Genomic DNA, 13,987 nt, shown 5'->3' with positions numbered 1-13,987 from the left:
CGGGATTCTGGTGAATGCACCAGAGCTTTTGCAGGAGTCGTGCCTGAAACTAAATCACTTTTTTTTCAATAGGTTAAATAATAATCCGAGAAAGACTTGCAGCTTTAAAACAGCAAAGTGTCTATCCGGTGTTGATCGGCAAACAGTTAGATCACCACATTGCGCACAAACCGCGCCGCCACCGGCCCATCGTTGCGATAGGCGTGGGGCTGGTTGCTGGCGAACATATAGAACTCGCCGGCAGCGATCTCATGGGGTGTATCGCCCAGCATCAGGGTCAAGCAGCCTTCGAATACATAGATCTGCTCACTCCAACCCTCCGCATCCGGTTGCGACAGGTAAATTTCCCCCGGTTGCAGGCACCACTCCCATTGCTCCACCTCACGGGTGGCGGTGGCTTTGGAGAGTAAAACGGCTTTGCTGCCAGGAATCGTCCCGGCCCAGGCCACTTCGTTGATGCGGCTCGGATCGCGTGCATCCGGGGCCTGAATCAGGTCGCTGAATGCGACGTTCAGCGCTTCGGCCACGCGGTCGAGGGTGGTCAGGCTGACGTTCTTCTCGCCGGCCTCGATGGCCACCAGCATCCGGCGGCTGACCCCGGATTTTTCCGCCAGCGTCGCCTGGCTCATGTCGGCGGCGTGGCGCAAGCGTCGAACGTTCTGGCTGACGTGCTGGAGGACCGAAGCCCGCGGCGTGGAATCTTTGTGCACTATATTGCTCACTTGGTGGGGTTGGGCAGTATACTGCGCAACATTCGGCGCATTGTGCGTCCCCCTCAGGTAGCGCGCAAGGTCATGACGTCGGTGAATACCCCTCACACTTCTTCCCGTTTCTCGCGGTTCAGCAAGGCCGAGTGCGTGCTGGTGCTGATCACCATGGTCTGGGGCGGCACCTTCTTGCTGGTGCAGCACGCGATGACCGTCAGCGGGCCGATGTTCTTTGTCGGCCTGCGTTTTGCCGCGGCGGCGATTATTGTTGCGCTGTTTTCCTGGCGACACCTGCGGGAGCTGACCCTGTTCGAACTCAAGGCCGGAGCCTTTATCGGCGTGGCGATCATGCTCGGTTATGGTTTGCAGACCGTCGGGTTGCAGAGCATTCCCAGCAGTCAGTCGGCGTTTATTACCGCGTTGTACGTGCCCTTCGTGCCGTTACTGCAATGGCTGGTGCTGGGGCGGCGTCCAGGGCTGATGCCGAGCATCGGGATCATGTTGGCGTTTACCGGGTTGATGTTGCTGTCGGGACCGGCCGGCGCTTCGTTCAATTTCAGCCCGGGTGAAATCGCCACGTTGATCAGCGCCGTGGCGATTGCGGCGGAGATCATTCTGATCAGCACCTATGCCGGCCAGGTCGACGTTCGACGGGTGACGGTGGTGCAATTGGCGGTCACCTCGGTGCTGGCGTTCTTGATGGTGGTACCGACTCAGGAAAGGATTCCGGACTTCTCCTGGCTGCTGTTATGCAGCGCGCTGGGACTGGGCGCGGCCAGTGCGGCGATTCAAGTGGCGATGAACTGGGCGCAGAAGAGCGTTTCGCCGACCCGGGCGACGTTGATTTATGCCGGTGAGCCGGTGTGGGCCGGGATTGTCGGAAGGATCGCGGGTGAGCGATTGCCGGCGATTGCGCTGGTGGGTGCGGGGTTGATTGTGGCGGCGGTGATTGTCAGTGAGTTGAAGACCAAGGGTAAAGATCGCGAGACAATTGAGGAGGCGTTGGAAAGCGAGTCCGTCGACTCAAATAAATGAGCATCACAACCGACGTTCAAGCTTCCAACTTTCCAGGATCAGTCTGATCCCCCGCTTACTCTGGTAATGACCGGATAATGTCGGCGAGATCATCTCTGGTGAAGCCGTTAGACTTTATGGCCGCAGCCACATCTTCCTTGGAAAGCGGGAAGCGCTTGAAGATTTCCTTCAGCGTATCGGCATCGATATTTGACATCCAAAGCGGATCGATAAACGAGCCTCCATATTCCGGCTTCATCGGCACTTCTTCGTGTGCTATTGCACCCTTATGATTCAAGTAAACGACATAACGGTCATGCCCTTCAGGAAAGCTCTTGTCATGATAAAGCGTGGTGCCGAGCGGCAGCACATAATAGTTTTCATCGCCATTCGGCCCCTCAATAAGCAACGGCTCTTTAGTCTTAATCATTTTCATATCGTGCGACTTCGTAACGTTATTAATCACAACAAATGCCAAAACGACCGCATTGATCAAAATCAACCCGGCTAGCCAAAAAGGAAACTTGTTACTTGTAAACATTCTTTTTGTCATAACGCGCCTCGGTATTCCCTTCGAGCATAGCCTGCAAGGCTGCTGGCATAAAAATGCCATCCTGTGTCCATTTCTGCGTGCGCGCCGCCTGCCTCTCTGTCCAGGAAAGCCCTCTCATCTCTCGATACTCGGCAGGGTTCTGCACGATCGCCTTGCCTGAAACCGTGGCTCCATCAATTGTCACCGTCGTGCAATTGTTGGTGGTTGGATGATAATTCGCTGGTAAAACGTAACGTGTCGCGGTGGCTGTCTTTTTTCTTAGCTCTTTTTTCTGTGCCACGACCCCATCAAAGTGAGCAATCACCGCTTCAGCCTTGGTGTTTTCCAAAAAGTAGACAAAACCGGTCGTTGTCCGCCCGAGGCTGTTTTCTCCAGAAATGTAAGCCTTGAAAGAGGTCCAGACATTTAATACACCCTCGCCTTCACTATCAAAGGTTCCCCAGGTTTCCCCATATCGTCCGAAATCGTACGTCTGCGTCGTACCCGACGCCTTAGTAGAATCAACCATTAAAGATGTTCCGTATCTTCAAGTTTTGGAAACTTTATGCTGCAGCTTCCCCTGGGGACATTTGGCACATGAACAAATCCACTTTCATCGAGAACGCCAGTGATCACCGCGCCATCTGGCAGTGTCAATTCATACGACTCGTTGGGAATCGGCTCTTCTCTGTCATTGAGCAATTGAAATTCGACGAAAGTCTTTTCCTGCAAAAGCTTGCGGAAAATATTACTGACACCGCTGGCCCCAGCATCGCCGACAAATGTATCTGGAGAACCTGCTGTGATTGTGGCGCCGCAAGCCGTTAACGATCCGACATGTGCCACATCTTTACCGAGTCCAAAAACGTGTGGGGCACCCGTTGTTATTGGATTGCTGCCATGAATGGGGCAGGAATAGTAGTACATGATCCGCACAATGGATTTTGCGTTGTTGTCAGTCCCGAAACAGCCCCCACCGCCACGCCGAGATTGATGTTGACTGACAGGGCCTCATCGCGAGCAGGCTCGCTCCCACATTGGATTTGCTGTGTACACATAACCTCAACACAGTACAGATCCAGCGGGCTTGCCCGCGAAGGGTCCGAAACGGTTGAAACCGTCTCTTCGAAACAATGTGAATCAGGTTTTTTCCGTCTACCTTGTAGGATTCTGCGACAGCTTGACGTTTGGTGATCCGAGAGCTGGCACGTATGATGCTTCACAAACTTCCGCAGATTAGAAGCCTATGTCCCTGATAGTTCTACTGCTTCTGCCTTTTATCGGCAGCTGTCTGGCAGCCTTGCTGCCGCACAACGCGCGCAATACCGAATCTTTGTTGGCTGGTCTGGTTGCCTTGATAGGCACCGTCCAGGTCGCCCTGCTGTACCCGCAAATCGCCAATGGCGGCGTGATCCGCGAAGAGTTTTTCTGGCTGCCCAGCCTGGGCCTGAACTTCGTCCTGCGCATGGACGGTTTCGCCTGGCTGTTCTCAATGCTGGTGCTGGGCATCGGCACGCTGGTTTCGTTGTACGCCCGCTACTACATGTCGCCGGACGATCCTGTGCCGCGGTTCTTCGCGTTTTTCCTGGCATTCATGGGCGCCATGCTCGGGCTGGTGATCTCCGGCAACCTGATCCAGATCGTGTTTTTCTGGGAGCTGACCAGCCTCTTTTCATTCCTGTTGATCGGCTACTGGCACCACCGCGCCGATGCGCGACGCGGTGCTTATATGGCGCTGTTGGTCACCGGCGCAGGCGGTTTGTGTTTGCTGGCGGGGGTCATGCTGCTCGGCCATGTGGTCGGCAGCTATGACCTGGATAAGGTCCTGGCCGCCGGCGATCTGATTCGCGCACACGCCCTCTACCCTATTCTGCTACCCCTGATCCTGATCGGCGCCCTGAGCAAAAGCGCGCAATTCCCCTTCCATTTCTGGCTGCCCCACGCCATGGCGGCGCCGACACCGGTTTCGGCCTATCTGCACTCGGCGACCATGGTCAAGGCCGGGGTGTTTCTCCTCGCACGGCTTTGGCCGTCGCTGTCCGGCAGTGAAGAATGGTTCTACATCGTCAGCGGCGCCGGCGCCTGCACCCTGTTGCTCGGTGCGTATTGCGCGATGTTCCAGAACGATCTCAAGGGGCTGCTGGCCTACTCGACCATCAGCCACCTGGGCCTGATCACCCTGCTGCTAGGCTTGAACAGTCCTCTGGCCGCTGTGGCCGCGGTGTTTCACATTCTCAACCATGCGACGTTCAAGGCTTCGCTGTTCATGGCCGCCGGGATCATCGACCACGAAAGCGGCACCCGGGACATCCGCAAGCTCAGCGGCCTGATCAAACTGATCCCGTTCACCGCCACCCTGGCCATGGTCGCCAGCGCGTCCATGGCCGGTGTGCCGCTACTCAACGGCTTCCTCTCCAAAGAGATGTTCTTCGCCGAAACCGTGTTCATCAATGCCACGGCCTGGATCGAGATGACGCTGCCCATCGTCGCGACCATCGCCGGTACCTTCAGCGTCGCCTACTCGCTGCGCTTTACCGTCGACGTGTTCTTCGGCCCGACCGCCACCGACCTGCCGCACACCCCACACGAGCCGCCACGCTGGATGCGCGCTCCGGTGGAATTGCTGGTATTCGCCTGCCTGGTCGTGGGGATTTTCCCGGCGCAGGTGGTCGGCCCGTTGCTGGCCGCGGCTGCCCTGCCAGTGGTAGGCGGCACCTTGCCTGAATACAGCCTGGCGATCTGGCACGGCTGGAACGCGCCGATGATCATGAGCCTGATCGCCATGTCCTGCGGCATCGTGCTTTATCTGCTGTTGCGCAATCAGCTCAAACACGGGCGTTTCAAGTACCCGCCGATCATTGGCCGGTTCAACGGCAAGCGCCTGTTCGAACGCTGCCTGGTGATCATGATGCGCCTGGCCCGTCGTCTCGAGCGGCGGATCAGCACCAAGCGCCTGCAAACCCAATTGTTCCTGGTGGTGCTCGCGGCCGTGTTGGCCGGGTTGATCCCGATGCTCCACAGCAGCCTGAGCTGGGGCGACCGGCCGAAGATTCCGGGTTCGATCGTGTTCGTGACCCTCTGGCTGCTGGCGATTGCCTGCGCCCTAGGCGCGGCGTGGCAGGCCAAGTATCACCGACTCGCGGCCCTGACCATGGTCAGCGTCTGCGGCCTGATGACCTGCATCACCTTCGTCTGGTTCTCGGCGCCGGACCTGGCGCTGACGCAATTGGCCGTGGAAGTGGTGACCACGGTGTTGATCCTCCTAGGTCTGCGCTGGCTACCTCGCCGGATCGAAGAGGTGTCGCCGTTGCCGAGCACCCTGCGCAAGGCGCGCATCCGCCGTATCCGCGACTTGCTGTTGTCGACCGTGGTCGGCGGCGGCATGGCGCTGCTGGCCTACGCGATGCTGACGCGCCAGACGCCGAACCACATTTCTTCGTTCTACCTCAGCCGTGCCCTGCCCGAGGGCGGCGGCAGCAACGTGGTCAACGTGATGCTGGTGGACTTCCGCGGCTTCGACACCCTCGGTGAAATCACCGTGCTGGTGGCCGTGGCCCTGACCGTGTTCGCCCTGCTGCGACGCTTCCGCCCGCCAAAAGAAAGCCTGCAGTTGCCGGCCCAGCAGCGTCTGCTGGCACCGGACGTGGTCACTGATCTGGTCAACCCGCGTCACGCCAGCGACACCGCGCTCGGTTTCATGATGGTGCCGGCGGTGCTGGTGCGCCTGCTGTTGCCGATCGCCTTCGTGGTGTCGGTCTACCTGTTCATGCGCGGCCACAATCAGCCGGGCGGCGGTTTTGTCGCAGGCCTGGTGATGTCGGTGGCGTTCATCCTGCAATACATGGTCGCCGGTACCCAGTGGGTCGAAGCGCAAATGAGCCTGCGACCGCTGCGCTGGATGGGCACGGGTCTGCTGTTCGCCACGGTCACCGGACTTGGAGCGATGGCCGTCGGGCATCCGTTCCTGACTACCCACACCTGGCATTTCGAACTGCCGGTGTTCGGCGATGTTCACATCGCCAGTGCGCTGTTCTTCGACATTGGCGTGTACGCCGTGGTGGTCGGTTCGACCCTGTTGATCCTCACCGCCCTCGCTCACCAATCGGTACGGGGTCACAAGACCGCTGCCCTGCCTCGAGCCGTCGCCACGCAAGGAACCGTCTGATGGAAGAAGTCATCGCAATCGCCATCGGCGTGCTTGCCGCGTCCGGGGTCTGGCTGATCCTGCGGCCACGGACGTTTCAGGTGGTGATGGGCCTGTGCCTGCTGTCCTACGGCGTCAATCTGTTCATCTTCAGCATGGGCAGCCTGTTTATCGGCAAGGAGCCGATCATCAAGGACGGCGTGCCGCAGGATCTGCTGCACTACACCGACCCACTGCCGCAAGCGCTGGTGTTGACCGCGATCGTGATCAGCTTCGCCATGACCGCGCTGTTTCTGGTGGTTCTGCTGGCTTCCCGGGGCCTGACCGGTACCGACCATGTGGATGGCCGGGAGCCTAAAGAATGAATCTGATGCCGCACCTGATCGCTGCACCGATTCTGCTACCGCTGCTGACCGCCGCCGTGATGCTGATGCTGGGCGAGAAACACCGTCCGCTGAAGGCCAAGATCAACCTGTTTTCCAGCCTGGTGGGGTTGGGCATTGCCGTGCTGTTGCTGCAATGGACTCAGGAGACGGGCGTCCCCGGCTCCATCGGCGTGTACCTGCCGGGCAACTGGCAGGTGCCGTTCGGTATCGTGCTGGTGGTCGATCGACTGTCAGCGCTGATGCTGGTGCTGACCGGGATCATCGGCGTCAGCGCCCTGCTGTTCGCCATGGCCCGTTGGGACGGCGCCGGTTCGAGTTTCCACGCGCTGTTCCAGATTCAGATGATGGGCCTGTACGGCGCATTCCTGACGGCGGACCTGTTCAACCTGTTTGTGTTTTTTGAAGTGCTGCTGGCGGCATCCTACGGCCTGATGCTCCACGGTTCGGGTCGGTCACGGGTGTCGTCGGGGCTGCATTACATCTCGATCAACCTGCTGGCCTCGTCGCTGTTTCTGATCGGCGCGGCGCTGATCTACGGCGTCACCGGCACCCTGAACATGGCCGACCTGGCGCTGAAAATCCCGCTGGTGCCGGAAGCCGATCGCGGCCTGCTGCATGCCGGCGCGGGGATTCTGGCCGTGGCGTTCCTGGCCAAGGCCGGGATGTGGCCGCTGAACTTCTGGCTGGTGCCGGCCTATTCCGCGGCGAGCGCACCGGTGGCGGCGATGTTCGCGATCATGACCAAGGTCGGCGTCTACACCTTGCTGCGCTTGTGGACCTTGCTGTTCTCCGGTCAGGCCGGCGCCTCGGCGTACTTTGGCGGCGACTGGCTGATCTACGGCGGCATGGCGACCATCGTCTGCGCTGCGGTGGCGATCCTCGCCGCACAACGACTGGAGCGCCTGGCCAGCCTGAGCATTCTGGTGTCGGCCGGGATTCTGCTGTCGGCCATCGGTTTCGCCCAGCCCAACCTGATCGGCGCGACGCTGTTCTATCTGGTCAGCTCAACCCTGGCGTTGAGCGCCTTGTTCCTGTTGGCCGAGTTGATCGAGCGTTCGCGTTCGGCCAATGAAATGCCGTTGTTCGATGACGGCGATCTGCCGCGACCGATGGAATCCTTGCAGCCGCCCAAAGGCATCAACCTCGATGACGAGCAGAAAGCCGTGGTCGGCCAGGTGATTCCCTGGACCATGGCGTTCCTCGGGTTGAGCTTCATTGCCTGCTCGCTGCTGATCATCGGCATGCCGCCGCTCTCGGGATTCATTGGCAAACTCGGCTTGCTCAGCGCCCTGCTCAATCCGCTGGGCCTGGGCAATGGCAGCGATGAGCCGATTTCCAATGCAGCGTGGGGCTTGCTGGCGTTGTTGATCCTCTCCGGGCTGGCGTCGTTGATCGCGTTCTCGCGCTTGGGCATCCAGCGGTTCTGGACACCCGAGGAGCGGCCGTCGCCGTTGCTGCGACGTTTCGAATGCGTGCCGATCATTGCGTTGCTGGGCTTGAGCATTGCGCTGACCTTCAAGGCCGAACCGCTGCTGCGCTACACCCAGGCGGCCGCCCAAGCCTTGAACAACCCGCAGCAATACGTGATGGCGGTACTCGGCACCCGTGCAATTCCGAGTCCGGAAGCCAAAGCCGCGATCGCGGAGGTCACACCATGAAGCGTCTGTTTCCTGCTCCCTGGTTGTCGCTGGCGCTGTGGTTGTTGTGGCTGGTGCTGAATCTGTCGATGAGCCCCGGCAATCTGCTGCTGGGCGCGGTGCTGGGGTTCTGCGCGCCGTTGATGATGCGCAAGCTGCGACCGCTGCCGATCCGCATTCGTCGGCCGGGCGTGATTGCGCGTTTGTTCTTTCTGGTGGGGCGCGATGTGGTGGTGTCCAACCTCGCCGTGGCCTGGGGCGTGCTCAACGCCGGTCGCCGCCCGCCCCGCTCGCAGTTCATCAAGGTGCCGCTGGACCTGCGCGATGCCAACGGCCTGGCGGCGCTGTCGATGATCTGCACGGTGGTTCCCGGCACCGTGTGGTCGGAACTGGCGCTGGACCGCAGCATTTTGTTGCTGCACGTCTTCGATCTGGATGACGAAGCGCTGTTCATCCAGCACTTCAAGGCGACCTACGAGCGCCCCTTGATGGAGATCTTCGAATGAGCGCCTTGCTGTCGAACGCAATCCTGCTGAGCCTGTTCATCTTTTCGCTGGCGATGATTCTGACGCTGATCCGGCTGTTCAAGGGACCGTCAGCCCAGGACCGGGTTCTGGCGCTGGATTACCTGTACATCATCGCGATGCTGATGATGCTCGCGCTGGGCATTCGTTATGCCAGTGACACTTACTTCGAAGCGGCGCTGCTGATTGCGCTGTTCGGCTTCGTCGGCTCATTTGCCCTGGCGAAATTCCTGCTGCGTGGCGAGGTGATCGAATGAGCACGGAACTGTCTCTGTGGATTGAAATTCCGGTGGCGATCCTGCTGGTGCTCGGCAGTCTGTTTGCGCTGATCGGCGCCATTGGCCTGGTGCGGATGAAGGATTACTTCCAGCGCATGCACCCGCCAGCGCTGGCGTCGACCTTGGGCGCCTGGTGTGTGGCACTGGCCTCGATCATTTACTTTTCGGCACTCAAGTCCGGGCCAGTGCTGCATGCCTGGCTGATTCCGATTCTGTTGTCGATCACGGTGCCGGTGACCACGCTGTTGCTGGCGCGGGCGGCGCTGTTTCGCAAGCGCATGGCGGGGGATGATGTGCCGGCTGAGGTGAGTAGTCGGCACACGGAAAGCGGGAGTTAGACGCAAAAAAGATCGCAGCCTCGTTTCACTCGACAGCTCCTACAGGGGAATGCAAAACCCTTGTAGGAGCTGTCGAGTGAAACGAGGCTGCGATCTCTTGATCTTGCTTTGCCTCAGATCCAGGCGACTGCCAACAACCCCGCCCCCAACACCACGCACAACGGCGAATACGCCCAAGTGTCGAGCCGGGCAAACTTCGAATCCTTCACCTGTTTGAAGAACCCTATCAGGTTCGAATCGCCAATCGCCCGGGCGAACATCAGCATCGCAATGGCGCTGATCACCCATTGCAGCGACCAGTGATGCACCGTCGGCAGATACAGGCCGACCCGCAAGCACACCAGCATCGCAATCAGCAGCAACCCGACCGCCACCAGCAACGTGGCAAAGCCTGAAGGCTTGAAGGCCGGCCTGGGTTCCCCGCCGTCCTCCGCGGATATTCGCGGGACCGCCGCCTCGCTACCCAACTTGCCACCTGCCGCCCAGTACAGGTGGATCAGGCTGATCAACAGGAAGATGGCAGCCATCCATTGCGCGATCAATAGGCTCATGTTCAGAGTTCCAGCGTGAAATGTCGCAGCAGAATGAACTTCCTTGAACGATTTTGTAAGGGTATTCGTCATCAGCGATGATAAAGTGCCGCTCCATGAAACTCGCCCGAACTGACCGCACATTGATGGCCTGGATGCTTTATTGCTGCGTCCTGTTCAACGTGTTCGCCTGCAGTATCGGTCACGGGCAAATGGTCGGGATGCAGCTCAACGGCATCGGCGGCCAGTTCTGTACCGTCGACCCGGCCAGCCAGCCGCCGGCTTCGTCGAACACCTCCGAAGACAAACTGCCGACCCTGTCCAAGGCCTTCGGCTGCCCGTTGTGCTCCACCGGCGGCATGGGCCCGGCGCTCAATTCCAGCCTGACCCTGGCGATCCTCCCGCAGCAACACAGTCCGCCCTTGGCCGTCGTCGCCAATGCTGACCTCCCTGCCCGCTTCACCTGGCCCTCGGCCAATCCTCGCGCTCCGCCTGTCGCCTGAATTTCTTCGCCTTTTCTGATCAGCCCACCTCGCCAACGCGTAGCGTTTGCGTGTGCGCTGTTTCCTAGTCAAGCATTCAGGATTCATCGATGAAACGCATTCCTTTACTGGCAAGCCTGTTCGGCTGCCTGTCTGTAAACGCCTGGGCGCAATCCACCGTCGACCTCGCGCCCATCACCATTGACGGCGAAGCGGCGCCTGAGCCAGGTCTGAGTCTGGATCAGTCCAGCGGCATGGCGTCGCGACTTGGCCTGAGCGTGCGCGAAACCCCGGCCTCGGTAGCCGTGGCCAACCGCAGCGACATCGAGCGCCACGGCGCGCAAAACTTCCAGGACGCCGCCAACACTTTGCCGGGCGTCAATACCAGCGCACCGCCGGGTTTCGGTGGGTTCGTCTCCTACCGCGGTTTCACCAGCAGCCAGATCACCCAGATGTTCAACGGCATCAATGTCTCCGGCGGCCTCGCCCGGCCGGTAGACGCCTGGATCTATGATCGAGTGGAACTGGTAGGCGGCCCGTCATCACTGATCAATGGTGCTGGTTCGGTGGGCGGTTCGCTGAACTATGTGACCAAACTGGCCACTCGTGAAGAGCAAGCCGTCGAAGGCCGGGTCAGCTACGGCAGTTACGACACCACCGAAACCGCATTCGGCCTCAACCACGCCCTGAGCGATGCCAGCGCGGACGTGCAGCACTACGCGCGGCTCGACGTCAGCCACAACACCGGCAACGGCTACATCGACCGTCAGGAACGTGATGCGTGGAGCGTGGCGTTCTCGCTGCTCAGTGACCTGACGCCCAACCTGTCTCACACCCTGGCCCTGGAATATCAGGATGAACACGAAGACAGCCCTTACTGGGGCACGCCGGTGCTCAACCCCAAGGCCGGCGAATTGAAGATCGACAAGCACAACCGCTTCAACAACTACAACGTCGAGGACGGCCGTTACGAGCAGCGCACAATCTGGGTGCGCTCGATCATCGACTACCGGATCAACGACAGCACCACCCTGCGCAACACCCTTTACCACCTCGACAGCCAGCGCGATTACCGCAACCTGGAAACCTACCAGTACAACGCCGACAACAGTGCGGTGAATCGCTCCACGGCGTATCAGGTCCGGCATCAGGGCGAGCAGAACGGCAACCAGTTCGAACTGCGCCACGACAACACGTTGTTCGGGCTGGACACGACCTGGTCCGGCGGCTTCGAGTACAAGGTCAACCAGACCACCAACTCGCCGCTGAACGTCAAAGGTGCCAGCACCGTCGACCCGAATCACTTTCAGCCGGGTCACTTCTACGACATCCCGGGCACCAAACCGGGGTTTGTCAGCGACAAGACCAACGAAGTCACCACCAAAGCCCTGTTCGCCGAGAACCGCTTGGCCCTCACCGACAAACTCGCGCTGCTGACCGGCCTGCGTTATGACAACATCGACCTGGACGTGACCAACCACCGGGTCGTGACCGCCAGCAATCCCCGGCACCTCAAGCGCAGCTGGGAGCCGATGACCGGCCGGGTCGGCCTGACTTACCAATTCATTCCCGACGCCAACGTCTACGTGCAATACAGCACCGCCGCCGAACAGCCCAACGGTACACAAGACTTCGACGTGTCCACCGGCAAGCAATGGGAAGTCGGCAGTAAATTCGACTATCTGGACGGCCGCGGCTCGGCGACGGTGGCGGCTTACACGATCGAGCGAAAGGACTTCGCGGTGACCGACCCGCTGGATCCGACCAGCAGCATTCCTGTGGGTCAGCAGACGTCCAAAGGGATCGAACTGGCCAGTTCGTTCAGGATCACCGACAAGCTGCTGGCCGAAGGCAACTTCGCCTGGGTCGATGCGCAGTACGACGAGTTCAACGAGAAGAATGCCGCGGGTGTGGTGGTTTCACGCAAAGGCAACACACCGACCAACGTGCCGGACCGGGTCGGCAATCTGTGGCTGACCTATGACTTCGCGCCACAATGGCAGGGCGGTGTCGATGCGCGGTATGTGGCCTCGGTGTTTGCCGACAGCGCAAACACCCTGACCGTACCGTCGTACACGCTCTACGGCACGTTTCTCAGCTACAAGGTCGATCAACACACCACCGTTACCGGCCGGGTGCGCAACCTGACCAATGAGGTGTATGCCGAGTTTGCGCATGTGTCACCGGCGTATTACCTCGGCTCACCGCGCACCTTCGAGCTGGCGGTGCAAACCCGATTCTAAAAGCAAAAGCTTCGTCGGAACGCCGCCCGGAGCAAGCCTGCTCCCACATTTGATATTTGTCATACACAAAATCTGCGTACACATCAGTCAAGTGTGGGAGCGGGCTTGCTCGCGAAGGCGGCATCAGCCCCACCACATCACTTCAACTCGGCGGAGACTTTATCCGCCACATCCTTGGGCACCCAGGCCTGCCACACGTCCGGGTGCGCCTTCATGAACGCCTGCGCCGCCTGCCGTGGCGGGGTGTGTTTTTCGCTCATCTCGGCCAGCGCCTTGTTCAATGGATCGATTGGCAAGTCGACCTTGGTGAAGAACTCGGCAATTTGCGGATACTGTTTCTGGAATGGCGTGGACACGCCAATGGACAGCTTCGAGGGCAGTGAGCGCGTCGGTTTCGGATTCGGATTGTCGGCGTCGGTCAGGGTTTTCCACGCATCGGCGTCGAACGGCGGCTCTTCGAGCTGAATCAGTTTGAAGCGGCCGAGCAACGGCGTAGGCGACCAGTAATAGAACAGCACCGGTTTGCCGCGACGAATCGAAGAGCTGATTTCCGCATCCAGCGCTGCGCCGGAGCCGCTGCGGAAATTCACATAGCTGTCGTCCAGCCCATACGCCTTGAGTTTCTGTTTATTGACCACTTCCGACGTCCAGCCGATCGGGCTGTTGAGGAAGCGCCCCTTGCCCGGGGTTTCCGGATCACTGAACACGCCCTTGTATTTCGGCAGGTCGCTGACACTGCGCAGGCCCGGCGCCAGCGGCTTGATGCCTTTCGCCGGGTCGCCCTTGATCACATATTCGGGCACCCACCAGCCTTCGGTGGCACCTTTGACCGTATCGCCGAGACTCACGACTTTGCCTTCTGCCTCAGCCTTGACCCAGACCGGACTGCGACCGGCCCATTCTTCGCCAATGACCTGAATGTCATTGTTGGCGAGTGCGGTCTCCAGGGTGATGGTCGTCCCCGGCAAGGTATCGGTCGGCAGCCCGTAGCCCTTCTCGACGATGATCCGCAGGATATCGGTGATCAGGCTGCCGCTTTCCCAGTTCAGGTCAGCGAAGTGGATCGGCGCCTGGGCAGCGAACACCGGAACGGGTGAAGCCAACAATCCTAAAGTGGCCAGGGTAGCGGCCAGCAACCGTCGAAATCCGTTCATGCTTTTGCACCTCGTGCT

At 59.9% G+C, this 13,987-nt stretch carries 15 protein-coding genes; 9 read left to right on the top strand and 6 right to left on the bottom strand.

The features are described from left to right. Positions 1-146: 146 nt before the first annotated feature. Positions 147-710, bottom strand: coding sequence for a helix-turn-helix domain-containing protein (locus ACMXYJ_RS13375; RefSeq protein ID WP_415760191.1), 564 nt, complete (start codon positions 708-710; stop codon positions 147-149). Between ACMXYJ_RS13375 and ACMXYJ_RS13370 the strand changes: the two genes are divergently transcribed. Continuing rightward, the gene (locus tag ACMXYJ_RS13370; protein ID WP_415760190.1) at positions 705-1,742 is read left to right on the top strand and encodes a DMT family transporter; all 1,038 of its coding nucleotides are present in this window, start codon (positions 705-707) and stop codon (positions 1,740-1,742) included. The two genes, ACMXYJ_RS13375 and ACMXYJ_RS13370, sit on opposite strands and share 6 nt — an antisense overlap. A gap of 55 nt (positions 1,743-1,797) precedes the next feature. On the opposite strand, the gene ACMXYJ_RS13365 is transcribed toward ACMXYJ_RS13370, so the two are convergent. The 3 genes from ACMXYJ_RS13365 to ACMXYJ_RS13355 all read right to left on the bottom strand — a co-directional run bounded on the left by ACMXYJ_RS13365 (position 1,798) and on the right by ACMXYJ_RS13355 (position 3,180). Then, on the bottom strand, positions 1,798-2,151 hold the full coding sequence (locus ACMXYJ_RS13365) for a hypothetical protein (protein WP_242485089.1): 354 nt from the start codon (positions 2,149-2,151) through the stop codon (positions 1,798-1,800). 97 nt (positions 2,152-2,248) lie between these two features. Next, positions 2,249-2,782 (bottom strand): hypothetical protein, encoded by a 534-nt coding sequence (locus tag ACMXYJ_RS13360; protein WP_415760189.1) that lies wholly within the window; start codon positions 2,780-2,782, stop codon positions 2,249-2,251. Next, on the bottom strand, positions 2,782-3,180 hold the full coding sequence (locus tag ACMXYJ_RS13355; protein WP_415760188.1) for a PAAR domain-containing protein: 399 nt from the start codon (positions 3,178-3,180) through the stop codon (positions 2,782-2,784). Before ACMXYJ_RS13355 ends, ACMXYJ_RS13360 begins: the two co-directional genes overlap by 1 nt. Positions 3,181-3,499: 319 nt before the next feature. On the opposite strand from ACMXYJ_RS13355, the gene ACMXYJ_RS13350 reads away from it, so the two are divergent. Genes ACMXYJ_RS13350 through ACMXYJ_RS13325 form a run of 6 tightly spaced genes read left to right on the top strand, consistent with a single transcriptional unit; the run spans position 3,500 to position 9,560 of the window. After that, the gene (locus tag ACMXYJ_RS13350; RefSeq protein WP_415760187.1) at positions 3,500-6,418 is read left to right on the top strand and encodes a monovalent cation/H+ antiporter subunit A; all 2,919 of its coding nucleotides are present in this window, start codon (positions 3,500-3,502) and stop codon (positions 6,416-6,418) included. Next, positions 6,418-6,762: a Na+/H+ antiporter subunit C gene (locus tag ACMXYJ_RS13345; protein ID WP_007986256.1), complete on the top strand. Its 345-nt coding sequence runs from the start codon at positions 6,418-6,420 to the stop codon at positions 6,760-6,762. The genes ACMXYJ_RS13350 and ACMXYJ_RS13345 overlap by 1 nt, the downstream gene beginning before the upstream one ends. Continuing rightward, the gene (locus ACMXYJ_RS13340; protein ID WP_415760186.1) at positions 6,759-8,441 is read left to right on the top strand and encodes a monovalent cation/H+ antiporter subunit D; all 1,683 of its coding nucleotides are present in this window, start codon (positions 6,759-6,761) and stop codon (positions 8,439-8,441) included. Before ACMXYJ_RS13345 ends, ACMXYJ_RS13340 begins: the two co-directional genes overlap by 4 nt. After that, complete coding sequence (locus tag ACMXYJ_RS13335) at positions 8,438-8,926, top strand: Na+/H+ antiporter subunit E (protein WP_415760185.1); 489 nt, start codon at positions 8,438-8,440, stop codon at positions 8,924-8,926. The genes ACMXYJ_RS13340 and ACMXYJ_RS13335 overlap by 4 nt, the downstream gene beginning before the upstream one ends. Continuing rightward, positions 8,923-9,201, top strand: coding sequence for a K+/H+ antiporter subunit F (locus ACMXYJ_RS13330; protein WP_008151692.1), 279 nt, complete (start codon positions 8,923-8,925; stop codon positions 9,199-9,201). Before ACMXYJ_RS13335 ends, ACMXYJ_RS13330 begins: the two co-directional genes overlap by 4 nt. Further along, positions 9,198-9,560: a Na+/H+ antiporter subunit G gene (locus ACMXYJ_RS13325; protein ID WP_415760184.1), complete on the top strand. Its 363-nt coding sequence runs from the start codon at positions 9,198-9,200 to the stop codon at positions 9,558-9,560. Before ACMXYJ_RS13330 ends, ACMXYJ_RS13325 begins: the two co-directional genes overlap by 4 nt. A gap of 113 nt (positions 9,561-9,673) precedes the next feature. On the opposite strand, the gene ACMXYJ_RS13320 is transcribed toward ACMXYJ_RS13325, so the two are convergent. After that, complete coding sequence (locus ACMXYJ_RS13320) at positions 9,674-10,111, bottom strand: DUF3995 domain-containing protein (RefSeq protein ID WP_415760183.1); 438 nt, start codon at positions 10,109-10,111, stop codon at positions 9,674-9,676. A 95-nt stretch (positions 10,112-10,206) separates the two neighbouring features. Between ACMXYJ_RS13320 and ACMXYJ_RS13315 the strand changes: the two genes are divergently transcribed. Together ACMXYJ_RS13315 and ACMXYJ_RS13310 are read left to right on the top strand one after the other, a co-directional pair. Continuing rightward, positions 10,207-10,593, top strand: a complete 387-nt coding sequence (locus ACMXYJ_RS13315; protein ID WP_415760182.1) for a DUF2946 domain-containing protein — start codon at positions 10,207-10,209, stop codon at positions 10,591-10,593. Between the two features lie 89 nt (positions 10,594-10,682). Then, on the top strand, positions 10,683-12,815 hold the full coding sequence (locus ACMXYJ_RS13310; protein ID WP_415760181.1) for a TonB-dependent receptor: 2,133 nt from the start codon (positions 10,683-10,685) through the stop codon (positions 12,813-12,815). Between the two features lie 137 nt (positions 12,816-12,952). On the opposite strand, the gene ACMXYJ_RS13305 is transcribed toward ACMXYJ_RS13310, so the two are convergent. Further along, the gene (locus ACMXYJ_RS13305; protein ID WP_415760180.1) at positions 12,953-13,969 is read right to left on the bottom strand and encodes an ABC transporter substrate-binding protein; all 1,017 of its coding nucleotides are present in this window, start codon (positions 13,967-13,969) and stop codon (positions 12,953-12,955) included. Positions 13,970-13,987 lie beyond the last annotated feature (18 nt).

Source organism: Pseudomonas arabinosi (genome assembly GCF_047758675.1).
Taxonomy (GTDB): Bacteria; Pseudomonadota; Gammaproteobacteria; order Pseudomonadales; family Pseudomonadaceae; genus Aquipseudomonas; species Aquipseudomonas arabinosi.
This window is presented reverse-complemented; position numbering and strand designations above follow the sequence as displayed.

Coding starts and splice junctions, on each gene's coding strand:
- ACMXYJ_RS13365 (WP_242485089.1), bottom strand. CDS start 2,151: ATGATTAAGACTAAAGAGCCGTTGCTTATTGAGGGGCCGAATGGCGAT.
- ACMXYJ_RS13360 (WP_415760189.1), bottom strand. CDS start 2,782: ATGGTTGATTCTACTAAGGCGTCGGGTACGACGCAGACGTACGATTTC.
- ACMXYJ_RS13355 (WP_415760188.1), bottom strand. CDS start 3,180: ATGTACTACTATTCCTGCCCCATTCATGGCAGCAATCCAATAACAACG.
- ACMXYJ_RS13350 (WP_415760187.1), top strand. CDS start 3,500: ATGTCCCTGATAGTTCTACTGCTTCTGCCTTTTATCGGCAGCTGTCTG.
- ACMXYJ_RS13345 (WP_007986256.1), top strand. CDS start 6,418: ATGGAAGAAGTCATCGCAATCGCCATCGGCGTGCTTGCCGCGTCCGGG.
- ACMXYJ_RS13340 (WP_415760186.1), top strand. CDS start 6,759: ATGAATCTGATGCCGCACCTGATCGCTGCACCGATTCTGCTACCGCTG.
- ACMXYJ_RS13335 (WP_415760185.1), top strand. CDS start 8,438: ATGAAGCGTCTGTTTCCTGCTCCCTGGTTGTCGCTGGCGCTGTGGTTG.
- ACMXYJ_RS13330 (WP_008151692.1), top strand. CDS start 8,923: ATGAGCGCCTTGCTGTCGAACGCAATCCTGCTGAGCCTGTTCATCTTT.
- ACMXYJ_RS13325 (WP_415760184.1), top strand. CDS start 9,198: ATGAGCACGGAACTGTCTCTGTGGATTGAAATTCCGGTGGCGATCCTG.
- ACMXYJ_RS13320 (WP_415760183.1), bottom strand. CDS start 10,111: ATGAGCCTATTGATCGCGCAATGGATGGCTGCCATCTTCCTGTTGATC.
- ACMXYJ_RS13315 (WP_415760182.1), top strand. CDS start 10,207: ATGAAACTCGCCCGAACTGACCGCACATTGATGGCCTGGATGCTTTAT.
- ACMXYJ_RS13310 (WP_415760181.1), top strand. CDS start 10,683: ATGAAACGCATTCCTTTACTGGCAAGCCTGTTCGGCTGCCTGTCTGTA.
- ACMXYJ_RS13305 (WP_415760180.1), bottom strand. CDS start 13,969: ATGAACGGATTTCGACGGTTGCTGGCCGCTACCCTGGCCACTTTAGGA.